This window comes from Nonomuraea sp. B208 (assembly GCF_057536035.1).
Genome location: NZ_BAAJOU010000005.1, coordinates 1 through 25,422 on the forward strand (window position 1 = coordinate 1; position 25,422 = coordinate 25,422).

A 25,422-nucleotide genomic window follows, 5' to 3' on the forward strand; every position below is an offset into this window, starting at 1 on the left:
GGGCCAGCGCCGCGGCGAAGCGGGCGAGCACCGGGCCGCGCCCGGCCGGCCCCGCCGCCGCCCACCCGGCGGCCCGCGCGCGCAGCCCGGCCGCGATCCCGGCGAGCCGGTCCGGCGGGACGGGACGCAGGGGCCGCTCGATCCGGCCGGTCAGCGGGTCGAGGACCGGCGTGCTCACGGCCGGCCGTGGGCGGCGCACCAGCCGGCCCACGTCATGGCGCCCTTGTCGAGCTGCTTGGCGTGGAAGGAGGTCCAGGAGTTCTGGCTCGGCCCCGGCTCGTCCGGCGCGGCGGTGTAGAGCGGGTGATGGGCCTCCACCTCGGCGCGCAGCCACGGCTCGACGTCGGCGTACGAGTCGAGCGACCAGGCGTGGGCGCGGTAGGTGAGCTGCCCGCGCACCTCGCTCTCGGCCAGGCCCATGAACGGCGCCCACGGGGCCGTGCGCGTCCAGCTCACCTTGACCTTCATCGCGCCGTCCGGGATCTCGCCGGGGACGGTCCGCGCGGCCACCTCGCGGTCGTCCACCTGGAACTCGAACATCTCCTGCGCCGTGTAGACGCCGCCGACCAGGCCGAACGTCTCGCCCAGGGTGGCGCCGTAGTCGGCGCGGACGGCGATGTCGCTGGTCCAGACGGTCTCGTCGTGCAGCCGCCGCACGGGCGGCCCGGCGAAGGCGGGGGTGATGGGGAACGGGCCGAAGTTGACCGCGTCGTTGTTGATCGGCACGACCGGGTAGGTGCGGCCGTCGAGGGGGTTCGCCCATTCGCGCAGGACGCGCACGGGGTCGCCGGGGTCGGTGTAGCAGACGATCTCGCGGGAGAGCTGGTGGAGCCGGTCGGTGCCGGGCACGCGGTACAGGCGGCGAATGTTGTAGCCCTCGATCCCGAACAATTTCCGGCCATGCGGAATATCAGGTTTCAGCGCGTCACCGGGAATGTTGGCGTAGACGGAGCCGGAAATGCGGAAAACCATGTCCTCCCCATCCGGACGTCCGAAAGTTTGGAGGGCCAGCATTCCGCTCGAGTCGGTCACCGTTCGGTAAACGGGGCCGGGATGCGTCGAGTCCATGACGATCAGAATAAAGGCTTAACGCTGCGTGTATTTCGTGCCGGAAACTGGGTGTGTCATCCCTTTTGTCAGGGGTACGGGGCGCGAAGGGCACCGGGAGGCGTGGCGTCTCCCGGCGCTCGCACGTACATCCGACACCTGTGAGGACCGCATGATGACCGACCGATTCGGCCGTGCGCTGGGCTGGACCAGCCTCGCGCTCGGCACGGCGCAGCTCGCGGCGCCCCGGGCCGTGACCCGCCTGTGCGGCGTCGACGACGCGCCGGGGGCCACGACGATCGCCAGGCTCGCGGGGGGACGCGAGCTGCTGCACGCCGCGCTGCTGCTCGGCGGCAAGACGCCCGCCCGGTGGACGTGGACCAGGATGGCCGGCGACGCGATGGACCTCGGCCTGCTCGGCACGGCCGCCGCCACCCGCACCGGCGCCCGGCGCCGCCGCGCGCTGTGCGCGCTCGGCGCGGTCGCCGGCATCGCCGCCCTCGACGCCGCCTGCACCGGGATGCGCGCCCGCAAGGCCCGCAGCCCGCTCCAGGTGCGCGCCTCCATCACCATCAACAAGCCGCGCGCCGAGGTCTACCGCTTCTGGCGCGACCTGGAGAATCTGCCGACCTTCATGACCCACCTGGAGTCCGTCCGCACCCTCGGCGGGGGCCGCTCCCGCTGGCGGGCCAAGGGCCCGGTGGTCGACCTGGAATGGGAGGCCGAGATCATCGACGAGCGGGCCGGCGACCTCATCGCCTGGCGCTCGGTGCCCGGCAAGGGGGTTCGCAACGCGGGCCTGGTCAGCTTCACCGACGGCCCCGGCGGGCGCGGCACCGTCGTGGACGTCTCGCTGGAGTACGGCATGCGCGGCCGCAAGCTCGCCGCCGCCGTCGCCCGCATGTTGGGCGAGCATCCTGAGCAGCAGGTCCGCGACGATCTGCGCCGCTTCAAGCAGGTCATGGAGACCGGCGAGGTGGTCCGTTCCGAGGGCAGCCCGGAGGGGCACCGCGCCCGGCGTCAGCTCCACCAGCGTCCCGCACAACCGATCGGAGCACGGGCATGAAGGCCATCGTGTGGACCGGCCGCAACAGCGTCGAGGTCCAGAACGTCCCGGACCCGCAGATCCTCAACGCGCGGGACGCGATCGTCCGCGTCACCTCGACCGCGATCTGCGGCTCCGACCTGCACCTGGTGGACGGCTACATCCCGACGGTGAAGAAGGGTGACATCCTCGGCCACGAGTTCATGGGCGAGGTCGTGGAGGTCGGTCCCGGCGTGCGCAACCTGCGGCCCGGGGATCGTGTGGTGGTGCCGTTCCCGATCGCGTGCGGGGCGTGCTTCGCCTGTGAGGCGGAGCTGTACTCGGTGTGCGAGAACTCCAACCCCAACGCGGGCATGGCCGAGAAGCTGATGGGGCATGCGCCCGCTGGGATCTTCGGCTACTCGCACATGCTGGGGGGCTTCCCCGGCGGGCAGGCCGAGTACGCCCGGGTCCCGTTCGCCGATGTGGGCCCGATCAAGATCGAGGACGACCTGCCGGACGAGAAGGTGCTGTTCCTGTCGGACATCTTCCCGACGGGCTTCATGGGCGCGGAGATGTGCGACATCAAGCCGGGCCAGACGATCGCGATCTGGGGTGCGGGGCCGGTGGGGCAGCTCGCCGCGGCCAGCGCGTTCCTGCTCGGTGCCGACCGGGTCATCGTCATCGACCGGTTCCCGTACCGGCTCAAGCGGGCCCAGCGGACCGGCGCCGAGGTGCTCGACTACGAGGAGGTGAACGTGCTGGAGGCGCTGCGTGACATGACCGGCGGGCGCGGCCCGGACGCCTGCATCGACGCGGTGGGCATGGAGGCCCATCATCCGACCCCGGCGATGTACGCCTACGACCGCACCAAGCAGGCCGCCCGGCTGGAGACCGAGCGCCCGTATGTGCTGCGTGAGGCCATCATGGCCTGCCGCAACGGCGGCGTGGTGTCGGTGATCGGCGTCTACGGCGGGTTCGTCGACAAGTTCCCGATGGGCACCGTCATGAACCGTTCGCTGACGATCCGCACCGGTCAGTGCCACGTGCAGCGCTACATGCGTCCGCTGCTGGACCGGATCCGCGCGGGCGAGATCGACCCGAGCTTCGTCATCTCGCACCGGATGCCGCTGAACGAGGCGCCGCGCGGCTTCGAGCTGTTCAAGCACAAGCAGGACGAGTGCAACAAGGTCGTGCTCACGACGTAGCCGCCGAGCGCGGGGGAGGAGGCGTCAGCCCCGCCGGCCCTTCTCCCCCGCGTACGCGACCGCCGCCCAGACGGACAGCAGGACGGCGGCGGCCGCGAACACCCACCAGCTCCATGACGCGGTGAGCAGATTGATCAGCGCGCTCACGACCGCCGACAGCACCGCGCAGCCGGCCGCCGCCGCCCCGTTTCTCCGCGATTTCCGGTGCTTTCTTCCGGGCGCCCTTCCAGGCGGTGCCGGAGAAACCGGCTGCGGCGACTGCGGGGACGACTGATGTTTCCCGCCGGCCACGATGTCCCCGGTCCCGTGATGCACCGCTTTTCCGATGCTGCCCGGCCCGTATTGGTGGATCTCGTCGCCGCCGTTCAACGGGTCTCGATGTTTCCGGCGCCGTGGTGGGTCGCTTTCCCGATGCTGCCGGCGCCGTACTGGTTGATGACCTCGTTGCGGCCCACGGCGTGGGTGATGTTGAAGGTCATCGGCGGCAGGTCGAGCTTGCCCACGGCGGCGGTGAGATCGGCGGAGAGCTGGTCGATCTCGCCTCGGTCGGTGCCCCAGACGGCCTCGCGCTCGACTCCGGCGGTGCCGATGACCAGGCCGTACACCGGCGGCAGCCGGAGCACCGCCACGAGCCGCCAGATCAGCAGCGCGAGGACGACGACGAGCGCGAGCGTCCACATGTCGCCCAGCGTCCCCACGAGGACGCCGCCGAAGATCAGGGTGAGCAGGGCGCGGACGACGAATTTCCGCCACGCCGCGCCCTTGTCCGCCACCAATTTCCGCTGTCCGATGTGCGTGATGGTCCGCAGCGCGTAGGTGTCGCTGCCGACCTGCATGACCCCGTCGCGAACCAGCACCTGCACCGGCGCGTATTCAGTTCCCATTGTCCCGCCCCTTTCTGGGAGATGAGAAGAAATCTATGTTTCGGTGGCGGCCGATGGGCGGATTATTGATAACTAGTTGGATTCATTGGATCGACATTCGCGTAACTGTAAATTCCGAAAAAATAATAAAAGCTGAAATGTGGCAATATGTCCGGCGAGGGCCGCGAAGGCGGTCCGGCCTGTGCCGGCGGGAGCTTCTGGGGACGAAACGGGAGAAGTCAACCCTTGCCCTGCGGGAAGATCGCGGGGACACTGCGGTCGGACCCGTGCTCACGTCCGGCTGGAGGCGCCACCGTGCGAAGCCTGCTCCTGACCGTTCTGCTCATCCTGACCGCCGTCACCGTGCCCATGAGCGCGCCGGCCGCCGCGGCGGAGGAGGAGCAGGACCCGCTGGACCAGCTCAGGGCCATCCCCGGCCTGACCGTGGTGTCGGAGACGCAGCCGGCCGGCTACCGGTTCTTCGTCCTCAGCTACACCCAGCCGATCGACCACCGCGACCCGCGCAAGGGGACGTTCCAGCAGCGCCTCACCCTGCTCCACCGCGCCGTCGACGTTCCCGTGGTCCTCTACACCGGCGGCTACGGCCTGGCCGCCGACCCCGCCCCCTCGCGGACCGAGCCCACCAGGATCCTCGACGCCAACCAGGTCTCCGTCGAGCACCGCTTCTTCCGCTCCTCGCGCCCCGCGCCCGCCGACTGGCGCGACCTGAACATCTGGCAGGAGGCCACGGACGAGCACCGCATCGTCCAGGCGCTCAGGACGATCTACCCGGGCCGCTGGATCCAGACCGGCGCCAGCAAGGGCGGCATGACCTCCGTCTACCACCGCCGCTTCTACCCCGGCGACGTGGACGGCGTCGTGGCCTACGTCGCCCCCGACGACCCGGTCAACCAGCTCGACCGCGACTACGACCGCTTCTTCGCCGAGGTCGGCACCGCCCCCTGCCGGCAGGCGCTGGAGACCGTGCAGCGCGAGGCGCTGCTGCGCCGCGACCGGATGGTCCCCCTGCTGGAGGCGGACGCCGCCCGCAACGGCTACACCTTCACCAGGACGCTCGGCAGCGCCGACCGCTCGTACGAGATGACCGTCCTGGACACGGTGTGGGCCTTCTGGCAGTACTCGACGGCCGCGGACTGCGCCTCGGTGCCGCCGGCCACCGCGACCGACGAGCAGCTCTACGCCTGGATCGACAACGTCGCGTTCTTCGGCTTCTACACCGACCAGGGCCTCGAGTACTACTGGCCCTACTACCACCAGGCGGCCACCCAGCTCGGCTGGCCCGACCTCGCCTTCGCCCACCTGCGCGGCCTCACCCGGTACCGCGGCCTCTACCAGCCCAACTCGGTGCTGCCCGCCGAGCTGCGCGCCCGGCACCAGCCCCTGCCCATGCTCGACGTGGACTTCTGGGTGCGCAGCCAGTCGGAGCGGATGATGTTCGTCTACGGCCAGAACGACCCCTGGAGCGCCGAGCGGTTCACCCCGTCGGGCCGGGACTCGTACCTGTACGTCGTGCCGGGCGCCAACCACGGCGCCAACATCGCCTCCCTGCCCGAGGCCGAGCAGAGGGAGGCCGTCGCGACGCTGCGGCGCTGGGCGGGGGCGACGTCGCTGCTGCGCTCCCCGGGCACCGCGACGCTGCCGGACGACGACATGCTCGTCCATCGACGGCCCGCCTGATCACCCGGCGCGGGTGTCGATCACCCGCCCGAACGGCACCCACCGCTCGCCCTCGAAACGCGAAAGCTGCTCGGCCTCGATCGGGAAGGCGTCACCCGGCCCGGTGGACAGCGTGATCCCCGGCAGCAGCATGCCGAGCCGGACGTCGTCCAGCCGGTGCGCCGCCGCGCGCAGCGCCTCCCGCGAGGGGCAGCGCATGCTCCGCAGCGTCTTGACGAACGCCTCCGCCGCCATCCAGCCGAAGACCACCTGCTGGCTGCCGGGGTCGGCTTCGGGGGCGTAGCGCTCCAGCGCCGTCAGATACGTCCGCACGGCCGGGTCGTCGGCCCACTCCGGCGCGGCCGGGTCCTTCTGGAACCCGGCGGTGATCACACCCTGCACCTTGTCGTAGCCGACCGGCTTGAGCACGGCGGGGGAGGCGGCCACGCCGTTCAGTATGTGCAGCGGGTTCCAGCCGGTCATGGCGGCGTCGGCGGCCAGCGCCTGCGCGGCGAACTTCGGCGTGCTCACGTCGAGCAGCACGTCCGCCTTCGACGCGGCGAGGTTGGCGAGCTGGCCCTGCACGCCGGGGTCGGTCACCTCGTAGCCGCGCTCGGCCACGATCCGCACCGAGGTGCCTTCGATCGCGCGGCGGAAGCCGTCCAGCAGCTCGTGGCCGAAGTCGTCGTTCTGGTAGAGCACCGCGACGCGGGCGTGCGGCACCTCCTCGGCGAGGTAGCGGGCGTAGACGCGGGCCTCGGCGACGTAGCTCGGCTGGAAGCCGATCGTCCAGGGGCGGCGCGCGGCCTCGGCGCCCCACGCGGCGGCCCCGGTCGCGACGAACACCTGCGGCACCTTCCACCGGTGGGCGAACTCGCGCACCGCCGCCGTCGAGGGCGTGCCGAGCGTCTGGAACAGCGCGAACACCCGCTCGTGCAGCACCAGCCTGCGGGCCTCCTCGACCGCGCGGGCCGGCTCGTAGGCGTCGTCGCGGACGAGGAAGTCGACGCGCCGCCCGTCCACGCCGCCGTGCCGGTTGACGTGCGCGAAGTACGCGCCCGCGCCCTGCGCGACCGCCGCGTAGGCGGAGGCGGGTCCCGACAGCGGGTAGATCCCGCCCACCTTGACGTGGTCCGCGCCGATGCCGGTGCCGTCCTGGCCCGCGCACTCGCCGGTGAGCACGGCGCCGCCGCCGTCCGTCCTGCACCCCGTCACCAGCAGGAGCATCAGGACCAGCAGGACCCGTCTCATGCCCGCCTCCCCGCCGGGAGACGGGCGGCCACGGCGGCGGCGGCCCGGCGCAGCAGCCCCGCCAGGCCGGTCGGGGCCGCGTAGACCACCACGACGATGAGCAGCCCGGACACCAGGCCGGGGGCGGCCGGGTCCAGCTCGCGGGCCGCGGCCGGCACCGCCGTCACGACCAGCGCGCCGAGCAGCGGCCCGGCCGGCGTCGCCAGGCCGCCGATCACCGCCCCGGCCAGCAGGGTGATGGACAGGCTCAGCGTGAAGGTGTCCGGCGCGACGAACCCCGTCGTCCACGTGTGGAGGGCGCCCGCCACGCCCGCGTACATCGCGCTCCAGGCGAACGCCCGCGTCAGGTGGGACGCGGCGCGCATGCCGAGCACCTCGGCCGCCGCCGGATGCTGCCGGATCGCGGTGAGCGCCCGCCCGCCGCGCGAGCGTGTCAGGTTGCGGATCCCGGCCACGGCCACCGCCGCCGTCGCCAGCACCAGGAAGTAGATCCACTGGTCGTCGTCGAGCCCGGCCCCGCGCGGCGTGGCCACCGGCATCCCCATCGCGCCGCCGGTGACCTCGGGGAACCGCTTCAGCAGCGGCGGCAGCACCACCGCGACGGAGAAGGTCACCACGGCCAGGTACAGGCCGCGCAGCCGCAGCGCGGGCAGCCCGGCCGCCCAGCCCAGCCCGTACGTGACCAGCGCGGCGGCGGGCAGCGTCACCGGGTACGGCAGCCCCAGCCGCCCGATCATGACCGCCGCCACGTACGCCCCGACGCCGAAGAAGGCCCCGTGCCCCAGCGAGATCTGCCCGCTGTGTCCCACCACGAGGTCCAGCCCGAGCAGCGCCACGGCGTACACCAGCACCAGCGTCACCTGGAACAGCCGGTACGGCGGCAGCACGAACGGCAGCCCTGCCGCCGCCACCCCGATCACCACGAGCGCGGCCCGCCGCCACGGCCACGTCGGCCGCCGGTCACCGGCCGCCAGCCCCACCGCCGGCCGCCGGTGCCCGGTGAGCGCGGCCCCCTGGACGCCGGTCATGCCCGCTCCACCGGAGCCGAGCCGAACAGGCCCTGCGGGCGCAGCAGCAGCACCGCGACCACGATCACCAGCGGCACCGCGATCTTCAGGTCCGCCCCGACGAACCCGAGGTACGTGCCCGCCAGCGTCTCGGCGACCCCGACGGCCAGCCCGCCCGCCACCGCGCCGGGCGCGCTGTCGAACCCGCCCAGCGTGGCGGCGGCGAAGGCGTGGACCAGCACCCCGGTCATCATCGAGGGCTCCAGGAAGAGCGCCGGGGCGAGCAGCACGCCCGACAGCGCGCCGACCGCCGCCGCCGCGCCCCAGCCCAGCGCCAGCACCCATCCCACGCGCACGCCCGACAGCCGCGCCGAGCGGGCGTCCGCCGCGACGGCCCGCATCACCAGGCCGAGCCCGGTACGCCGCACCACCAGCGCCAGCGCCCCGAGCACCGTCCCTGCCAGGCCCGCCGCCGCGAGCGCGGCGAGCCCCGGCGGGGCGTCGGGGAACGGGCTAGGGAAGGCCCGCAGCGCCGCCGTCCACACCAGCGTGGCCAGCGCGTTGACCAGCACGTACAGGCCGATCGTGGTCACCACCAGCGTCACCTCGCCCGCGCCGCTCTCCAGCCTGCGGATGACCAGCCGCTCGGTCACCACGCCCGCGGCGAAGGCGAGCGCCACCGTCACCGGCAGCGCCACCCAGTACGGCATCCCGGACACGACGAGCTGCCAGGCCACGTACGTGGCGAGCATGGCCAGCTCGCCCTGCGCGAAGTTGACGATCCCGGTGAAGCGGTAGGTGAGCACCAGGGCGAGCGCGAGGGCCGCGTACCCCGCGCCCGCGCCCAGCCCTTCGAGGAGTTGCTGGCCGAACACCGGCTCACCACCTCCCTCGGACGCGCCTGGCGGTGATCCGGCCCGCCTCCATGAGGAAGGACCGGTGCGCCACCTCCAGCGCCGCCGGCACGTTGTGCTCGACGATGACCATCGTGGTCCCCTCGTCCCTGTTGATCGCGTGGATGGTGCGGAAGAGCAGGCCCGCCGTCCGGGGGGCCAGGCCGCGCATCGGCTCGTCCATGAGCAGCAGCCGGGGGCGGGCCATCAGCGCGCGGGCGATGGCGAGCAGGCGCTGCTCGCCGCCGCTCAGCGTGCCCGCGGGCTGGCTGAGCTGCGCCCGGAGCACCGGGAACCAGCCGAACAGCCGCTCCAGGTCCTCGCCGGCGCCGCGCCGCGGCCACGGGCGGGCCCGTGCGCCCACCCGCAGGTTCTCCTCGACGGTCAGCGGGCCGAACGTGCCGCCCTCCTGGGTGACGTGCGCGACCCCGAGGCGGGCGATCTCGTCGGGGGCGCGGCCGAGCAGCCGCGTCCCGCCGAGCGTGGCCGTGCCGCGCGCCCGTACCAGGCCGGACAGGGCGCGCAGCAGCGTCGTGCGGCCCGCGCCGTTCGGGCCGAGCAGCACCGCGATCTCGCCCTCCGGCACGGTCAGGTCGACGCCGTGCAGCACGCGGGCCGCCCCGTACTCGGCCCGCAACCCCCGCACCTCCAGCCCGGCCCCGCCCGTCGGGCCCGTCATGGCGTGACTCCCAGGCAGGCGGCCACCACGGCGGGGTCCCGGCGGACGACCTCCGCCGGGCCGTCGGCGATCTTGTGTCCCCGTTCCAGGCAGACGATCCTGCGGCACAGCGACAGCACGAAGTCCAGGTGGTGCTCCACGACGACGATCGTCAGCCGCAGCTCCGCGTGCAGCCGCCGGATCAGCGCGGCGAACGCCGGCACCTCGGACGGGGCGAGCCCGCCCGCCGGCTCGTCGAGCAGCAGCAGCCGCGGCCCGGACGCCAGCGCCCGCGCGATCTCGACGAGCTTGGTCGTCCCGTACGGCAGCGCCTCGGGCGGATGGTCGGCGTACTCGCCCAGCCCGAACCGGGCCAGCAGCGCGTCGGCCGTCTCCCGCAGCCGCCGCTCCTCGCCCGCCGCCAGCCCGAGCGCCGCCCCCCAGAACCCGGCCCGGCCGTGCCGGTGCGCGCCCGCCATCACGTTCTCCCGCACCGACAGGCCGGGGAACAGCGCGGTGTTCTGGAAGGTGCGGGCCACCCCGCGCCCCGCCACCCGGTGCGCGGGCAGCCGGGCCAGGTCCTCGCCCGCCAGCAGCACGTGCCCCTCCTGCGGCGCGCACCGCCGGGTCAGGCAGTCGAACAGGGTGCTCTTGCCCGCGCCGTTGGGCCCGATGAGGCCGACGAGTTCGCCCTCACCGACGGCGAGGTCCACGCCCGAGAGCGCGGTGACCCCGCCGAAGCGCATGGTGAGCCCGGAGACCTCCAGCAACGCGGCCATGTCGCCGGCTCAGCCCGCCGTGGGGACGGTGTAGCCCTCGGCCAGCTCGGACACGGCTGCCTCCTTGACGAGCGTGGCGCCGCCGACGGCGTCCTTGTCCGGCTTGACGATGTACGACGCGCGCGAGGCGGGCCGGTCATAGACGCTGAAGTCCATCGGCGTGCCGCCCAGCCCGGCCTCCCACGCCTTCTGCGAGCGGTGGGCCGCGATGATGCCCGCCCGGCTGAGGTCCTTGTTCTCGCACGCCTTGCGCAGGGCGTCGCCGACGATGACGGCCGCCGTCCAGCCCGCCGCCACGCCGCTGTCGAGCGGCTGGCCGGCGTACTTGGCGCGGTAGTCGGCGATGAGCTTCTGGTAGGCGGGCAGCGGCGCGCTGATCGGCGCGCCGGCGGTCACGTAGTAGAAGTCCTTCAGCAGAGCGGGCGCGGCCGGCGTCTCGAGCAGCTGCGGGCTGTAGGCCGAGTTGCTGCCCATGAACGGCACGTCCATCCCGCCGGCCAGGGCCACGCCGACCAGCGAGGCGGCCTGACGCGGGCCGGCCGAGACCAGCACGGCCTTCACCCCCGCCTTCTTGAACGCCGCCACCTGGGCCGTCATGTCCTGGTCCGTCGCCTTGATCTTCTGCTCGACCACGGTGAGGCCGAGCTTGCCGGCCGCGTACGTGGACCCGGCGAGCGCGCTCTCGCCGTAGTCGCCCTCGAAGTACAGGTGACCGATCTTGTCGCCGGACTTCAGCCCCTTCTCCTTCACCAGGAAGTCCACGCCGTTGATCATGTCCACGTCGTACGTGGTGCCGGTGACCTGGATGGCCTCGCTGCCGAGCAGCCCGGTCGCCCACGCCATCGGGATGGTGAGCACCTTGTCGGCGTTGATCTTGTCCTTGAGCGCGGTCACCATCGGCGAGCCGATGAACTGCGGGATCGCCGCCGTCTTCGGCGCCACCTCGGCGTAGGACGCCATCGCCTTCTGGGCGTCGTAGCCGTGGTCGCGCACGACGGTCTCGATCTTCCTGCCGCAGACGCCGCCCGCCTGGTTGACCTGGTCGAAGTAGAGCTGCTGGGCCTGGGTGAGGCTCTTGCCGAGGGAGGCGTACGGGCCGGTCAGGTCGGTGAGCAGGCTGAGGGTGATCGTGTCGGCGGTCACGCCGGGGCCCGTCTTGACGCCGTCGCCGCCGGTGGCGCTCGCCTGGCCGCCACCGCCGGTGGCCTTGCCGCTGGCGCAGGCGGTGGCGGCCAGCGCCAGGGACACGAGCGCGGCCACGACGGCCTTGCGGTTACTGGACATGTCAGCTCCTGGTCTCAGGGGACGGGGTGGGGTTCGCGGACAGGGGGAGCCGCAGGCCGGGCAGCCGCCGGCGCAGCGAGTGGAGCAGGCCGAGCAGCCCGCCCGGCAGGAAGAGCACGACCGCGACCACGGCCGCGCCGTACAGGAGGCGGGCGGCCTCGGCGGGGGAGACGCCGTCGCCCGAGCCCGGCGCGGCCACCAGCGGCAGCGCGTCGCCGTAGCGGGTCAGCAGCTGCGGCAGCAGGGAGACGAAGACCGCCCCGATCACCGCGCCGCCCACCGAGCCGAGGCCGCCGATCACGATCATCGCGAGGTAGTCGAGGGAGAGCAGCATGCCGAAGTAGTCCGGCACCGTGCGCTGGAAGACCAGGGCGAGCAGCACGCCGGCGAGGCCGCCGTACATGGACGACAGCACGAACACCCCGGCCCGGTAGCGGGCGACCGGCACGCCCATCACCCCGGCGGCGATCTCGTGGTCGCGGATGGTGTTCATGGCCCGCCCGGGACGGCCGCGCAGCACGCCGCGGGCGAACAGCGCCGCCGCCAGCAGCACCGCCCCGCCGAGGAACCACAGCCGCTCCAGCGCGCCGAACGGCACGTCCATGACGACCAGCTCCGGCGTGTCGGCGAGGACGAAGCCGAACAGCTCCAGGGGCGGCACCGCGCGGCCGTTGAAGCCGCCCGTCACCGGCCCCGCGTTGAACAGCAGGTGCTGGCCCAGGAAGATCAGCGCCAGCGTGGCGATGCCCAGGTAGGCGCCCTTGAGCCGCCCGGCGATCGGGCTGAACAGCCCGCCCGCCGCCCCCGACAGGGCCACGGCGAGCACGGCGGCGAGCGGCGTGGGCAGCCCCAGGCCGCCCAGCGCCTCCGTGGGCTCGGCGGCGAAGTACACGTAGGCGTAGGCGCCCACCGCCAGGAAGAACGCGTGGCCCATGGAGAGCTGGCCGGTGGCGCCGGTCAGCAGGTTGATCCCGATCGCGCCGACCGCGGCCGACATCGCGAACAGCCCCGCCTGCAGCCAGAACCCCTCCAGGTAGAAGGGCACCGCCACGAAGGCGGCCAGCACGCAGGCCCTGATCAGATGCCTAGACACGGGCGAGCTCCTTCGTGCCGAACAGGCCCGCGGGCCGCAGCAGCAGGATGGCGATCATGACGAGGAACGGCGCCACGTCGCCGATCCCGCGGCCCAGGAAGGTCAGGTCGTTCTGGTAGCCGGTCATCAGCGCCTCGGTGACCCCGACGACCAGGCCGCCGACCAGCGCGCCCGTCGTGGAGTCCAGGCCGCCGAGAATGGCCGCGGGGAACGCCTTCAGCGCCGCGAAGGAGGCGCCGCGGTCCAGGCCCGGCGTGGGGAAGACGCACAGGAACAGCGCGGCCACCGCCGCCAGCGCCCCGGCCACCGCCCACGCGCTGAGCGACACCCGGCCGAGCCGCACGCCCATCAGCGCGGCCGTCTCCGGGTCCTCGGCCGTGGCCCGCATCGCCACGCCCCAGCCGGTGAACTTGAACGCCAGCAGGAACACCGCGATCAGCAGCGCCGCCGTGACCAGCGCGACCAGCCGGGTCTCGGCCACCGGGACCGGCCCGAGATGCACCACCCGCGACCCCCACGGGTCGCCCATGGCCAGCACCTCGGTGCCGATCCTGCGGGTCAGCTCGGTCGTCAGCACGATGTCCACGCCGATCGTCACGATCGCGAGCACGCCGTGCGCGGCCGCCTTGGACCGGCGGATGACGAGGAACTCCACCAGCGCGCCGAGCACGGCGGCCACGGCGATCCCGGCCAGCAGCGCGGGCCAGAAGCCGATCGCGCCGTGCAGCCGCGCCACCACGTAGCCGCCGGCCAGCAGCAGCGAGGCATGCGCGAAGTTCACCACCTCGGTCGCCTTGAAGATGACGACGAAGCCGAGCGCGATGAGCGCGTACACGGCCCCGATGGAGATCCCGTTGACGAGCAGCTCCAGGAACGTGATCACGAGCCCTCCCCGGTGCCCAGGTACGCGCCGACGACCTTCGGATCGTTCTGGACCTCGGCGGGCGGGCCGTCGGCGATGCGGCGGCCGAAGTCCAGCACGGTCACCCGGTCGGCGAGGCGCATGACCATGCCCATGTCGTGCTCCACCAGCAGGATCGAGATCCCGAGGCTCTCCCTGACCGAGGCGATCAGCTCGGCCATCTCGACCCGCTCGCCGCTGTTCATCCCGGCCACCGGCTCGTCGAGCAGCAGCAGGCGCGGCTCCATCGCCAGGGCGCGGGCCAGCTCCACCCGTTTGCGGATCCCGTACGGCAGCAGCCCGACCGGCGTGCCGAGCAGGTCGCCGAGCCCGACGAACGCGGCGATCTCCGCGACCCTCGCCTCGTGGGCGCGCTCCTCGCGGCGGGCGCGGGGCAGCCGCAGCCCGGCCGCGACGAAGCCGGCGCGGGTGAGCCGGTGCCGGCCGAGCAGCAGGTTGTCGCGCACCGGCAGGCGGGGGGAGAGCGCGATGTTCTGGAAGGTGCGGGCCACGCCGAGCGCCGCCACCTCGTGCGGGCGCAGCGCGGTCAGCTCGGTCCCGCCCAGCCGGACGCTGCCCGAGGTGGCCCGGTAGACGCCGGACAGCACGTTGAAGCAGGTGGACTTGCCGGCGCCGTTCGGGCCGATGAGGGCGTGCACCGTGCCGGGCTCGACGGTGAAGCTGACGCCGTCGAGCGCCGTCAGCCCGGCGAAGCGGACGGTCACGTCACGGACCTCCAGCGGCGGCATACCGCCCGGTCGGTATGTGCCGGTCACGCCGACCACCTCGACAGCCCGGCGCGGGGGCGCGCCTCGGCCGGGGCCTCGTCGCTGACGCCCAGGTAGCGCCGTCTGACCTCGTCGCTGGCGGCCAGCGCGGCCGCCGGGCCCTCCATCGCCACCCCGCCGACCTCCAGCACGTACGCGTAGGAGGCCAGCGACAGCGCCGTGGCCACGTTCTGCTCCACGAGCAGCACCGACGTGCCCGCCGCGTTGATCGCCTTGATCGTGGCCGCGATCCTGGCGGCCATCTGCGGGGCCAGCCCCAGCGTCGGCTCGTCGAGCAGCAGCACCGACGGCCCCGCCATGAGCGCCCGGCCGATGGCCAGCATCTGCTGCTCGCCGCCCGACAGCAGCCCAGCGGGCTGGCGGGAGCGCTCGGCGAGCACCGGGAACAGCTCCCGCACCCGCTCCCTCGCCTCGGCGGCGGCCCGGCGCGGCGTGCCGAGGCCGCCCGCGCGCAGGTTCTCCTCCACGGTCATGCGGGCGAACACCCGCCGGCCCTCCGGCACGTGCGTGACGCCGCACCGCACCACCGCCGCCGCGCCGAGGCCGGACAGGCGGGCGCCGTCCAGCTCGACCGTGCCGCGCGCGATCCGGCCGCGCTGGAACCGGAGCGTTCCCGAGACCGCGCGCAGCAGCGTCGTCTTGCCCGCGCCGTTCGCGCCGAGCACGGCCACGACCGCGCCGGACGGGACCCGCATCGACACGCCGTCCAGGGCGCGCACCGGCCCGTAGTCCACGACGAGATCGCCCACGGTCAGTTCGGCCATACGACTTCCTCCCAAGACCCCATGCCGGCTCACCCAAACCGCTGACGTGCGCCGTCGTCCAGATGCCGGCGGGAAGTCAGGCGGCCTGCCCACCGCGGCCGGGCCCCGGTTGTGCAGCCGCACAACGATGGATCACAAAACGCTACAGAGCCTTGTTCTGGAGCGGAGGGCGATGGCAGCCTCGGGGAATGCGTCCCCCTACGGTCGTGGACGAGGACGTCCGCCAGACGTTGCGCACCGCCGCCGTGGTCCTGCTGGAGCACCTGCCCGAGCTGACCGGCGAGCTGGTCGCCCGCACCCGCGACGGCGACGAGGTGTACTGCGCCTGCGTCCCCTACGACGAGCACTGGAAGAGCACGCTCGAAGGCGTCCGGCTGGGGCTCACCGCCATCCTGCAGCCGCCCTCCGAGCGCCGCGACCTGGTCTTCACCGCGAACATGGCCCGCCGCCGCGCCGAGCAGGGCCTGCCCCTCGACTCTTTGCTGCGGATGTACCGCCTGGCCGGCCAGGTCGTCTGGTCGGCGCTGGTCGATCACATGGAACGCGAGCGGCCCGAACGGCTGAGCGTGCTGGTGCGCGCCGCCGGGCACGTCTGGCACGCCATCGACCGGCAGTCCATGGTGGCCTGCGACACCTACAACCGGCGCGAGCAGGAGATACTCGGCCGCAGCAGGGAACGCGTCAACGCCCTGCTCGACGCGCTGCTCGACGGCACCGCCGACGCCGGGGTGGTCCGCGCCGCCGGGGCCGCGCTCGACCTGCCCGAGCACGGCAGCTACGCGGTCGTCACCGTACGCCGCGGCGGCCGGCAGGACGACGTCCTGCTGCCCGAGTCGCTGGACGGCATGCGCCTGCTGTGGCGGATGCGCACCGGGCACGAGGTGGCCGTGGCCGCGCTCGGCGGGGCCGGCCTGGACGACCTGTGCAGGGAGCTCAGCTACGTCATCAGCGGCGTGGCCGGCGTGAGCCCCGTCGTGACCGGCCTGGCCGAGCTGGCGGCCGCCCACGAGCTGGCCCTGCTCGCCATGCGCACCTGCGTGGACGGCGGGCCCGAGATCGCCCGCCTGGACGGCCGGGTGCCGGCCGCGCTCATGCTCACCCGGCCCGACCTCGCCTTCCACCTGCTGGACAGCGCGCTCGGGCCGCTGCTCGCGCTCGACTCCGCCGACCGCGACACGCTGCTGACCACGCTGGAGACCTGGCTCGCCTGCGACGGCTCGGCCGCCAGGGCCGCGGCCCGGCTGTTCTGCCACCGCAACACGATCGTCAACCGGGTGCGCAGGATCGAGCAGCTCACCGGCCGCTCGCTGGCCCGCCCCCGTGACCTGGTGGACCTGGCGCTGGCCCTCGACGCGGCCCGCCTGCTGCCGAACAGGAACGCGTGAGGCCGCGGGGGAACACCCCGCGGCCTCACGTCGCTCACGCTCAGCTCACCCTCAGTCGGTGCCGAACTCCATCGCGGCCTGGTCCAGCAGCTCCTCCTCCACCACGGCCTCGCCGCGCGAGGCGATGGCCTCCGCGCCGCCCTCGTCCATGGCGCCGATGAGGCCGGTCGAGGCGGCCTGGGCCGCGCCCACCAGGGTCGGCTGCCCGCCGCCGACCATGCCGAGCCGGGCGTACTGCTCCAGCTTGGACCGGGAGTCGGCGATGTCGAGGTTGCGCATGGTGAGCTGGCCGATGCGGTCGACCGGCCCGAACGCGGAGTCCTCGGTGCGCTCCATGGACAGCTTGTCCGGGTGGTAGCTGAACGCCGGGCCGGAGGTGTCGAGGATCGAGTAGTCCTCGCCGCGGCGCAGCCGCAGCGTCACCTCGCCGGTGATGGCCATGCCGACCCAGCGCTGCAGCGACTCGCGCAGCATCAGCGCCTGCGGGTCGAGCCAGCGGCCCTCGTACAGCAGCCGGCCGAGCTTGCGGCCCTCGACGTGGTAGCTCGCCAGGGTGTCCTCGTTGTGGATGGCGTTGACCAGCCGCTCGTAGGCGGCGTGCAGCAGCGCCATGCCGGGGGCCTCGTAGACGCCGCGGCTCTTGGCCTCGATGATGCGGTTCTCGATCTGGTCGGACATGCCGAGCCCGTGCCGGCCGCCGATGGCGTTGGCCTCCAGCACCAGGTCCACGGCGGAGGCGAACTCCTTGCCGTTGATCGTGACGGGGCGGCCCTGCTCGAAGCCGATCGTGACGTCCTCGGGGACGATCTCCACCTCGGGGTCCCAGAACCGCACGCCCATGATCGGCTCGACGATCTCGATGCCGGTGTCGAGGTGCTCCAGAGACTTGGCCTCGTGGGTCGCGCCCCAGATGTTGGCGTCGGTCGAGTAGGCCTTCTCGGTGCTGTCGCGGTAGGGCAGGCCGTGGGCCAGCAGCCACTCCGACATCTCCTTGCGCCCGCCGAGCTCGTGCACGAAGTCGGCGTCGAGCCACGGCTTGTAGATGCGCAGGGAGGGGTTGGCCAGCAGGCCGTAGCGGTAGAAGCGCTCGATGTCGTTGCCCTTGAACGTCGAGCCGTCACCCCAGATCTGCACGCCGTCCTCCAGCATGGCGCGCACGAGGAGGGTGCCGGTGACCGCCCGGCCGAGCGGGGTGGTGTTGAAGTAGGTGCGCCCGCCGGAGCGGATGTGGAACGCGCCGCAGGCCAGCGCCGCGAGCCCTTCCTCCACGAGCGCCGCCCGGCCGTCGACCAGGCGGGCGATCTCGGCGCCGTAGGCGGTGGCGCGGCCGGGGACGGAGGCGATGTCGGGCTCGTCGTATTGGCCGATCTCGGCGGTGTAGGTGCACGGCACTGCACCCTTCTCGCGCATCCACGCGACCGCTACCGAAGTGTCGAGACCACCGGAGAAGGCGATCCCGACTCGTTCACCGACAGGCAGGGAGGTGAGTACCTTGGACACGAGCAGAAGTATATACACACCTCTGCATGTCCATGCAATGCGGCGCGCGGACGTGGCGGGGAGCGCGGTGATGGAAACCGCTTTCCGGCGGACGGCGTAGGATCCCGTTCCATGCCTCTCCCGCCCCCCGACCACCGCCTGTCACCCCGTACCGGCTGGACCCGCGCGCACTGGGAGGCCATGGCCGACCGCCTGCTCGACGCCGTGGTCCCGTACGCCACCGACGGCTTCGCCCAGTACCGCCTGCCCGGCAGCCCGAGCCGGTCCGGGCCCGTCAGCGACGGCCTGGAGGGCTTCGCCAGGACGTTCCTGCTGGCCGCCTTCCGCATCGCGGGCGCCGGCGGCGACGTGCCGCCCGCGCTGCTGGAACGCTACGCCGAGGGCCTGGCCGCGGGCACCGACCCCGCCCACCCCTGTGCCTGGCCGCCGCTGACCGACATGTCCCAGCCGCTGGTCGAGGCCGCCTCCATCGCGCTGGCGCTGCACGAGACCCGGCCCTGGCTGTACGACCGGCTCGACCCCGCCGTCCAGGAGCGGGTGCTCGCCTGGCTGGCCGGGATGCTGGGGCGGCGTACGCCGGACAACAACTGGGTGATGTTCCGGGTGGTCGTCGAGCAGTTCCTGGCGGAGGCGGGCGGCCCGTACGAGCCCGCCGAGATCGAAGCCGGCCTGGAGCGCATCGAGGACTGGTACGCCGGCGACGGCTGGTACTCCGACGGCAAGGGCAAGAACTTCGACTACTACACCGGCTGGGCGCTGCACCTCTACCCGTCGCTGTGGGCCAGGATGTCCGGCGACACCGCCCGGCAGGAGCGCTACGCCGCCCGCCTGCGCCTGTTCCTGGAGGACTACCAGCACTTCTTCGCCGCCGACGGCGGGCCCGTCCACCAGGGCCGCTCCCTGATCTACCGCTTCGCGACCGCCGTCCCGCTGTGGCTGGGCGAGCTCACCGGCGCCTCGCCGCTGCCGCCCGGCCGCACCCGGCGCATCGCGAGCGGCGTCCTGCGGCACTTCGCCGAGCGCGGCGCGCCCGACGAGCGCGGGCTGCTCACCTGCGGCTGGTACGCCCCCTTCCCGCCCGGCACCCAGGACTACTCGGGTCCCGCCTCGCCGTACTGGGCGAGCAAGGCGTTTCTCGGCCTGCTCCTGCCGCCGGACCACCCGGCCTGGGCCGCGCCGGAGGAGCCCGCCCCGGTCGACCTCGCCGACCAGGTCGTGCCCGTGCCCCCGGCCGGCTGGCTGCTGCACGCCACCCGCGCCGACGGCGTCGTACGCCTGCTCAACCACGGCAGCGACCGCGACCGCGTCCAGCGCCAGGACGGCGAGCCCGACCCGCTCTACCTGCGGCTCGCCTACACCAGCCACACCGGCCCCGACTTCGCGCCGGACGCGGCCGACAACCAGCTCGCCGTCGTGTCCCCGGAGGGCGTCCCCTCGCGTCGCCGCCGCATCGAGCCGCTGGCCGTGGGGGAGCGGGTGGCCGCCTCCGCCTACCGGGACGGGGACGTCCGTGTGGTGACGACCTCGGTCGCGGACGGGCCGGCCGAGATCCGCGTCCACCAGGTCACCGCGCCCGCCGGCCACCTGGTCCGCGACGGCGGCCACGCCCTCGCCGACGGGCTGCCCCCCGCCACGCACGTCGAGGGCGTCCACGCCGTGGCCCGGCGCCCGGACGGGCTGACCAGCGCGGCGCGCGGCCTGCACGGCTTCACCTCGGCCGGCGTCGTCACCGGCGACGGCGTCAACGCCTTCGGCCCGTGCTCGGCCACCCCGTACGTCACCTGCCCGGCCCACCCGGGCGGCACGGCCGTGTACGTCAGCCTGATCCTCCTCACCGCCGCCCCCGGCGCGCCGCCCCTGCCGGAGGTGCGGGTGACGGCGGACGAGGCCGTGATCACCCTGTCCACGGGCGAGCCGGTACGCGTCCCCCTGAACGAGGCGGCAGCCGGCGACCGGTGACCGGAGGGTCAGGAGGCGGTGGGGCTCTCCGACGGGCTCGGGGCGGGGGAGGACGTCGAGGGTTCGTGATGCCACCTGCCGTGGCCCGCGCCGCCGTCCCCGCCACCGTGGCCCTTGCCGCCCCAACCCCGGCCCCAGCCCTTGCCCTGCTCGGGGGCCGTGCCCGCGCGGTTGGTGACGTCGCGGACGACGACGGCCGTGGCCTTGCCCGCGTCCACCTTGGCGGCGACCATGACCTTCTGACCGGCCTTGACGGCGTCGGCGCCGTCGCCTCCCCGGTTTATCCGGGTCTCGGAGGTGAGCGCGTACTCCCTGGTGAAGCCGTCCTCGCTCTTGACCGTGACGGAGTCCTGGTCGGCGGCGGTGACGTCGCCGTACTGGGTGGCGATCGTCACGTAGCCGCCGTCCTCGCCGCGGACCACGTACTCGCCGTGCAGGGCGGGCCCGCCGAGGCCGGCCCGGTGGCCCCGGCCCCAGCCCTTGTCCTCCGAGGGCGTGACGGAAGGCGACGGACCGTTCCCGGCCGTCGCCGTCGCCGTCGGGGACGGTGACGGCGACAGCGCCGCCGCCGTCGCGACCCCCGCTCCGGCGACCAGGGCCACCGCGGCGACCCCGGCCAGCACCAGCGAACGGGGATACCGTCGCCTGGGCGGCTCCTCGCCGAGAACCTCCGCGGTGCTGAAGTCGTCCGGTCCAGAGGTTGTCATCGTGTCCTCCCGATACGGTTCATATGGCCACAAGAGTGCACTCAACCCGTTAAGAGCGACGTAAGCGCAGGTCAAAGGGTGTCACCGGCACGTACGCAGCATGTTGAGCAGTGCCACCCGCTCCCTCCGCGTGACGAACAGCCGGTAGTGGTGCTTCACGGTGATCCACGAGGTGGCGTACTTGCACCAGTAGGCGCGCCGCTGCGGCCGCCAGCTCTGCGGGCCCTGGCCGCCCTTGGCGAGGTTCGCCGAGTGGCTGACCGTGATGAGCTCGGGGCGGGTCAGGTCGTTGGCGAACGCCCGCCGCTTCGCCTGGCTCCACCGGCTGGCCCCGGAGCGCCAGGCGTAGGCGAGCGGCACCACGTGGTCCACGTCCACCAGGCGCTCGCTCTTCAGCCACTTACCGTCGTACGGGCTGTACCAGGCGCCCTTGACCGGGTGGCAGGCGGCGTTCCTGCGCACCCGCCGCCCGTCGCGGGCCAGCACCGTCTCGCGCGCGTCGCAGGTGCCCTTGTGGTGCGCCCAGCGCGGCATGAACCGCTGGTGGCTGTACCCGCGGATGGGCAGCGGACGGGCGACCTTGAGCTGATCCAGCAGGCGGCGTGCCCGCGCCGCCGACCCCGCCTCGGCCGCGGCCGGTGGCGCGGCGGCGACGAGGACGATCGGGACGGTCAGGGACGCGAGCACGGCGGCCTGGGCCGCCCGCCTGAAGAAGATCATGGTTCAACCCTTACCAGCATTCACGTGCGCTCGGTGCCGATACATCGGGAAGGCGGGCCCGATCCGGCCGGACGGATGCGTCAGAAGGGGCGATTGGTGCAAGATGGATCCCGCACCGACGGAGATCACGGCGAACACACGGGGTGAGCTGGCGATGGGCGGGCTAGAAGTCCACTTCCAGGCGTTGGAGGACTGTGCGTCCGTCGCGCTGCGGGTGGGGAAGGAAGCGGCCGAGCTGGCCGGCGGCTATCCCGCCGGCGCCACCGACTCCCTGATCTTCGGCAAGCTGGCCGACTCCTCCGGCCTGGCCTCCGCCGTCGACGCGATCGAGAAGGAGGCGGGCGGCGAGCTGGGCCAGGCCGGCTCCAAGCTCAAAGGCGTCGAAGCGGCGCTGGACAAGGTGCGGCAGAACGTCCGCAACGCCAACCTGGCCAGCGGGGCGGACTCCTGATGGGCGTCGCCGAGCAGGTCGCCGCGCTGCCGGACGGCGCCGAGCTGGCCGAGCTGCTGCGCAAGGTCAGCGGCAGCCCCGAGACCATCCGTGGCATCGCCAAGCGGTGGCGCGGCGCGGCCGGCAAGGTCGACGGCTACGCCGGCCGGGTCAGCGCCGCGGTCCGCACCGTCGACAACGCGTGGAACGGCGGGTCGGCGGACGCCTTCGTCACCTACATGAGCGGCTACGAGCGCGCGGGCACGGCCTTCCACCACGCCCTGACCAACAGCGCGGGCGCACTCGACAACGCCGCCCAGGCGCTGGAGACGGCCAAGTCGAAGGTCGAGGGGATCTGCAACACGCTGCTGGACGACGTGCGCGCCTGGCGGACGGCCCACCCCAAGGCCGACAAGAAGGAGGACGACGCCGCGGTCAAGCCCCTGGTCGCCAAGGCGCTGACCGATGCCCGGCCGCACGGCAAGGACGCCGAGACGGCCGTGACCCAGGCCATGAAGGACGTCAAGAAGCTCCTGGGCGACTGGGCGACCGCCGAGACCAAGGCGCCGAGCGACCGGGCGGCGACGTTCGCCGCGATCAAGGCGTCCGGCGACCAGACGTTCGTGCCGGGACCGGGCCACACGGTGAAGTGGGAGCCGGCTCCGCTGCCGAAGACGACCCTGCAGGGCAACGACGGAGGCGGGGCCGGCCCGATGGGCGGAACCGGGGGCGGGCCTGGCGGCGGACCTGCTGCCGGCTACGCCGGGGACGGCCCGCCGCCGACGCCCCTGCCGTTCGAGAAGGGCACCGCCACCGGCGCCCGCATCGTGGAGGCCGCCAGACTGCACATGGGCAAGCCGTACGTGTGGGGCGCCAACGGCCCGTCGGCCTTCGACTGCAGCGGCCTCGTCTACTACGTGCTCAACCAGGCGGGCATCAAGATCGGCGACACCACCGCCGCCGGCTACCAGGCGAGCGGCACGCCGGTCAGCACACCGCAGCCCGGCGACCTGGTCTTCTTCGGCAACCCCGCCGGGCACGTCGGCGTCTACATCGGCGACGGCAAGATGATCCACGCGCCGCACGCCGGGTCCACCGTCAGCATCGGGACCGTCGCCAACGACGGCCGCGCCGTCAGCTACCGCCGCTTCACCTGATCCTGGTCGTCCTGCCGCCGCTCCCGCTGGTCGGCGGGGGCCGGCGAGAGGTAGACGACGGAGGCGATCGGCACCCGGTCGCGGATGCGCCGCTCGGTCTCGCCGAGCGCCTCGGCGACCGCGTCCGACTCCCGGTGTCCCGCGACGGTGACGCGGGCGGCCACGAGCAGGTCCTCCGGCCCCAGGTGCAGGGTGCGGAGCTGGGTGTAACCGGCGATGACGTCGTCGTCCCTGAGTACGTCCTCGATGGAGCGCTGGATCTCGGGGGAGGCCGCCTCGCCGATGATCATGCTCTTGGTCTCCCTGGCGAGCGTCACCGCCACGATGATCAGCAGGACGCCGATCGCGACCGAGCCGACCCCGTCCCAGACCGTGTTGCCGGTGATCAGGGCGAGGGTGACGCCGATCAGGGCGAAGGCCAGGCCGGTCAGGGCCGCGGCGTCCTCCAGCAGCACCACCGGCAGCTCCGGGGCCTTGGCGTCGCGGATGTAGCGGGTCCAGGACCGGTTCTTGCGCAACCGGTTGGCGTTGCGGACGGCGGTGCGCAGCGACAGGCCCTCCATGACGATCGCGCCCAGCAGCACGCCGACCGCCCACGGCCAGCTCTCCAGCGGGTGCGGGTCGCTGATCTTCTCGTAGCCCTCGTACAGGGCGAACAGGCCGCCGCCGAAGAACAGCACCACCGACACGAGGAAGGCGTAGAAGTACCGCTCGCGGCCGTACCCGAACGGGTGGGCCGGCGTGGGCCCGCGTTTCGAGCGCGACCGGCCGAGCAGCAGCAGCCCCTGGTTGCCGGAGTCGGCGACGGAGTGGATGCCCTCGGCGAGCATCGACGACGAGCCCGTGAAGAGGAACGCCACGAACTTCATCACCGCGATCCCGATGTTGGCCGCCAGGGCCGCCAGGGTCGCCTGCTGGGAACCGCCTCGGCTCACGCCGCCTCCTCTCGATCGGAAGCCTCGCCAGTACCCAGAAGCGGGCGGGAACAACGCGGTGGCGGGCGGACGTTGCCGGAATAAGATGATCATCTTATATTCGGAGGGTCGGACTCACCGACTGGAGGGCCAAAGCGATGGCTGACGAGATCCCCGCATACCCGTTCGACCGCCCTGCCGCGCTGGAGCCGCCGCCGCGGCTCGCCGAGCTGCGCGAAGGCTGCCCGGTGGCGCACGTACGCCTGCCGAGCGGCGACGTGGCCACCCTCGTCACCCGCTACGACGACGCCCGCTCCGTGATGGCCGACCCGCGCTTCAGCCGCGACCTGGCCAGGGAGGGCGCGGCCCGGCTGGCCACCACCGAGGACGGCGGCGTGTTCAGCAGGCAGCGGGCCGGCGGCTCCGCCATCCGCGACGGGCAGGGCCACCTGCGGTGGCGGCGGCTGCTCAGCGGCTGGTTCACGCAGCGCAAGATGGAGGTGTGGCGGCCCCGCGTCCAGGCCATGGCCGAGGACCTGCTGGACGCGATGCTCGCCAAAGGCTCCCCGGGCAACCTGACGACCGGGCTCGCGCTGCCCCTGCCGGTGCGCGTCATCTGCGCCCTGGTCGGCGCGCCGGCCGAGGACCAGGACAAGTTCGCGCACTGGTCGCGGGTGATGCTCACGCTGACCGCCTACACGCAGCAGGAGGTCGACCAGGCCTACAGCGAGTTCAACGCCTACGTGTCGGACCTCGTCGACCGCAACCGCGCCGATCCCGGCGACGACCTGCTGAGCGAGCTCACCCAGATCAGCGACGCCGAGGACGGCCGGCTCGGCAAGGACGAGCTGATCTCGACCGTGCGCGGGCTGCTGCTGGCCGGGCACGAGACCACCTCCAACATGATCGCGATCATGACGGCCGTGCTGCTGTCCGAGCGCTCCCGCTACGAGGCCGTCGTGGACGACCCCGACCTGATCGCGGGCACCGTCGAGGAGGTGCTGCGCCTGGACAGCACGCTGTCGATCATCGGCGGCGTGCCCCGGTACATCACCGAGGACGTCGAGCTGAGCGGCACCGTCGTGCCCGCGGGCAGCACGGTGATCCCCAGCACCACGGCCGCCAACCGCGACCCGGCGAAGTTCCCCGACCCCGACCGTTTCGACCCCAGGCGGCCCAACGTCGCCCAGCACCTCACCTTCGGCGCCGGCCCGCACTACTGCCTGGGCCAGCCGCTGGCCCGCGTGGAGCTGCAGGTCGTGCTCGGCCTGCTCACCCGGCGCCTGCCCGGCCTCGGGCTCCGCGACCACCCGTCCGACCTGCGGCTGCGCACCGGCGGCATCGCCGGCGGGCTCCAGGAGGTGTGGGTGACCTGGTGAGCCGGCCGCGTCCGTGGTGATAATCGGGGAAAGA

25 protein-coding genes are annotated in these 25,422 nt (G+C 73.1%); 8 read left to right on the forward strand and 17 right to left on the reverse strand.

Translation table 11 applies throughout. The annotated features are described in order from the left end of the window. Positions 1–174: 174 nt before the first annotated feature. The gene (locus tag AC27IY_RS02875) at positions 175–1,068 is read right to left on the reverse strand and encodes a DUF1838 family protein (protein WP_487177037.1); all 894 of its coding nucleotides are present in this window, start codon (positions 1,066–1,068) and stop codon (positions 175–177) included. Between the two features lie 151 nt (positions 1,069–1,219). Between AC27IY_RS02875 and AC27IY_RS02880 the strand changes: the two genes are divergently transcribed. Both AC27IY_RS02880 and AC27IY_RS02885 read left to right on the forward strand, forming a co-directional pair. Beyond that, positions 1,220–2,113, forward strand: coding sequence for an SRPBCC family protein (locus AC27IY_RS02880; RefSeq protein WP_487177038.1), 894 nt, complete (start codon positions 1,220–1,222; stop codon positions 2,111–2,113). After that, positions 2,110–3,279: a zinc-dependent alcohol dehydrogenase gene (locus AC27IY_RS02885; protein ID WP_487177039.1), complete on the forward strand. Its 1,170-nt coding sequence runs from the start codon at positions 2,110–2,112 to the stop codon at positions 3,277–3,279. Before AC27IY_RS02880 ends, AC27IY_RS02885 begins: the two co-directional genes overlap by 4 nt. Before the next feature lie 24 nt (positions 3,280–3,303). Here AC27IY_RS02885 and AC27IY_RS02890 read toward each other — a convergent pair whose 3' ends face one another. Together AC27IY_RS02890 and AC27IY_RS02895 are read right to left on the reverse strand one after the other, a co-directional pair. Beyond that, positions 3,304–3,426, reverse strand: coding sequence for a hypothetical protein (locus AC27IY_RS02890; RefSeq protein WP_344216622.1), 123 nt, complete (start codon positions 3,424–3,426; stop codon positions 3,304–3,306). A gap of 218 nt (positions 3,427–3,644) precedes the next feature. Beyond that, positions 3,645–4,163 carry a DUF6232 family protein gene (locus AC27IY_RS02895; RefSeq protein WP_487177040.1) on the reverse strand — a complete coding sequence of 173 codons (519 nt, stop codon included), beginning with the start codon at positions 4,161–4,163 and terminating at the stop codon, positions 3,645–3,647. Positions 4,164–4,457: 294 nt separating this feature from the next. On the opposite strand from AC27IY_RS02895, the gene AC27IY_RS02900 reads away from it, so the two are divergent. Next, positions 4,458–5,840, forward strand: a complete 1,383-nt coding sequence (locus tag AC27IY_RS02900; protein ID WP_487177041.1) for a S28 family serine protease — start codon at positions 4,458–4,460, stop codon at positions 5,838–5,840. Here the strand turns inward: AC27IY_RS02900 and AC27IY_RS02905 are convergent, their stop codons facing one another. Genes AC27IY_RS02905 through AC27IY_RS02950 form a run of 10 tightly spaced genes read right to left on the reverse strand, consistent with a single transcriptional unit; the run spans position 5,841 to position 15,237 of the window. Continuing rightward, on the reverse strand, positions 5,841–7,070 hold the full coding sequence (locus AC27IY_RS02905; protein WP_449952446.1) for an ABC transporter substrate-binding protein: 1,230 nt from the start codon (positions 7,068–7,070) through the stop codon (positions 5,841–5,843). It abuts the gene before it with no gap. After that, positions 7,067–8,098, reverse strand: coding sequence for a branched-chain amino acid ABC transporter permease (locus AC27IY_RS02910; protein ID WP_487177042.1), 1,032 nt, complete (start codon positions 8,096–8,098; stop codon positions 7,067–7,069). Before AC27IY_RS02910 ends, AC27IY_RS02905 begins: the two co-directional genes overlap by 4 nt. Next, positions 8,095–8,952, reverse strand: a complete 858-nt coding sequence (locus AC27IY_RS02915; RefSeq protein WP_487177043.1) for a branched-chain amino acid ABC transporter permease — start codon at positions 8,950–8,952, stop codon at positions 8,095–8,097. The genes AC27IY_RS02910 and AC27IY_RS02915 overlap by 4 nt, the downstream gene beginning before the upstream one ends. Positions 8,953–8,956: 4 nt before the next feature. Further along, on the reverse strand, positions 8,957–9,649 hold the full coding sequence (locus AC27IY_RS02920) for an ABC transporter ATP-binding protein (protein WP_344216610.1): 693 nt from the start codon (positions 9,647–9,649) through the stop codon (positions 8,957–8,959). Beyond that, positions 9,646–10,407, reverse strand: coding sequence for an ABC transporter ATP-binding protein (locus AC27IY_RS02925; RefSeq protein ID WP_487177044.1), 762 nt, complete (start codon positions 10,405–10,407; stop codon positions 9,646–9,648). Before AC27IY_RS02925 ends, AC27IY_RS02920 begins: the two co-directional genes overlap by 4 nt. 9 nt (positions 10,408–10,416) lie before the next feature. Next, complete coding sequence (locus AC27IY_RS02930) at positions 10,417–11,691, reverse strand: ABC transporter substrate-binding protein (protein ID WP_449952460.1); 1,275 nt, start codon at positions 11,689–11,691, stop codon at positions 10,417–10,419. 1 nt (position 11,692) lies between these two features. Next, on the reverse strand, positions 11,693–12,784 hold the full coding sequence (locus AC27IY_RS02935; protein ID WP_449952463.1) for a branched-chain amino acid ABC transporter permease: 1,092 nt from the start codon (positions 12,782–12,784) through the stop codon (positions 11,693–11,695). Continuing rightward, complete coding sequence (locus AC27IY_RS02940; protein ID WP_423448320.1) at positions 12,777–13,667, reverse strand: branched-chain amino acid ABC transporter permease; 891 nt, start codon at positions 13,665–13,667, stop codon at positions 12,777–12,779. Before AC27IY_RS02940 ends, AC27IY_RS02935 begins: the two co-directional genes overlap by 8 nt. Further along, on the reverse strand, positions 13,664–14,434 hold the full coding sequence (locus AC27IY_RS02945; RefSeq protein WP_487177069.1) for an ABC transporter ATP-binding protein: 771 nt from the start codon (positions 14,432–14,434) through the stop codon (positions 13,664–13,666). The genes AC27IY_RS02940 and AC27IY_RS02945 overlap by 4 nt, the downstream gene beginning before the upstream one ends. 23 nt (positions 14,435–14,457) lie before the next feature. Further along, positions 14,458–15,237: an ABC transporter ATP-binding protein gene (locus tag AC27IY_RS02950; RefSeq protein WP_487177045.1), complete on the reverse strand. Its 780-nt coding sequence runs from the start codon at positions 15,235–15,237 to the stop codon at positions 14,458–14,460. A gap of 188 nt (positions 15,238–15,425) precedes the next feature. Between AC27IY_RS02950 and AC27IY_RS02955 the strand changes: the two genes are divergently transcribed. Continuing rightward, the gene (locus AC27IY_RS02955) at positions 15,426–16,622 is read left to right on the forward strand and encodes a helix-turn-helix domain-containing protein (RefSeq protein WP_487177046.1); all 1,197 of its coding nucleotides are present in this window, start codon (positions 15,426–15,428) and stop codon (positions 16,620–16,622) included. A gap of 51 nt (positions 16,623–16,673) precedes the next feature. Here AC27IY_RS02955 and argG read toward each other — a convergent pair whose 3' ends face one another. Beyond that, complete coding sequence (argG, locus tag AC27IY_RS02960) at positions 16,674–18,122, reverse strand: argininosuccinate synthase (protein ID WP_344216596.1); 1,449 nt, start codon at positions 18,120–18,122, stop codon at positions 16,674–16,676. A 111-nt stretch (positions 18,123–18,233) separates the two neighbouring features. Between argG and AC27IY_RS02965 the strand changes: the two genes are divergently transcribed. Further along, entirely contained in the window at positions 18,234–20,081 is a 1,848-nt protein-coding gene (locus AC27IY_RS02965; protein WP_487177047.1) for a DUF2264 domain-containing protein, read from the forward strand. 8 nt (positions 20,082–20,089) lie between these two features. On the opposite strand, the gene AC27IY_RS02970 is transcribed toward AC27IY_RS02965, so the two are convergent. Beyond that, positions 20,090–20,788: a hypothetical protein gene (locus AC27IY_RS02970; protein WP_487177048.1), complete on the reverse strand. Its 699-nt coding sequence runs from the start codon at positions 20,786–20,788 to the stop codon at positions 20,090–20,092. Positions 20,789–20,869: 81 nt separating this feature from the next. Further along, entirely contained in the window at positions 20,870–21,508 is a 639-nt protein-coding gene (locus AC27IY_RS02975) for an HNH endonuclease family protein (RefSeq protein ID WP_344216592.1), read from the reverse strand. A gap of 154 nt (positions 21,509–21,662) precedes the next feature. On the opposite strand from AC27IY_RS02975, the gene AC27IY_RS02980 reads away from it, so the two are divergent. Both AC27IY_RS02980 and AC27IY_RS02985 read left to right on the forward strand, forming a co-directional pair. Continuing rightward, a complete protein-coding gene (locus AC27IY_RS02980) occupies positions 21,663–21,959 on the forward strand; it encodes a hypothetical protein (RefSeq protein ID WP_423448309.1) in 297 nt (98 codons plus the stop codon). Then, a complete protein-coding gene (locus AC27IY_RS02985; RefSeq protein WP_423448307.1) occupies positions 21,959–23,095 on the forward strand; it encodes a bifunctional WXG100 family type VII secretion target/C40 family peptidase in 1,137 nt (378 codons plus the stop codon). Before AC27IY_RS02980 ends, AC27IY_RS02985 begins: the two co-directional genes overlap by 1 nt. Here AC27IY_RS02985 and AC27IY_RS02990 read toward each other — a convergent pair. Then, on the reverse strand, positions 23,077–24,030 hold the full coding sequence (locus AC27IY_RS02990) for a cation diffusion facilitator family transporter (protein WP_364451931.1): 954 nt from the start codon (positions 24,028–24,030) through the stop codon (positions 23,077–23,079). The two genes, AC27IY_RS02985 and AC27IY_RS02990, sit on opposite strands and share 19 nt — an antisense overlap. A 137-nt stretch (positions 24,031–24,167) precedes the next feature. Between AC27IY_RS02990 and AC27IY_RS02995 the strand changes: the two genes are divergently transcribed. Continuing rightward, entirely contained in the window at positions 24,168–25,388 is a 1,221-nt protein-coding gene (locus tag AC27IY_RS02995; RefSeq protein ID WP_487177049.1) for a cytochrome P450, read from the forward strand. Positions 25,389–25,422 lie beyond the last annotated feature (34 nt).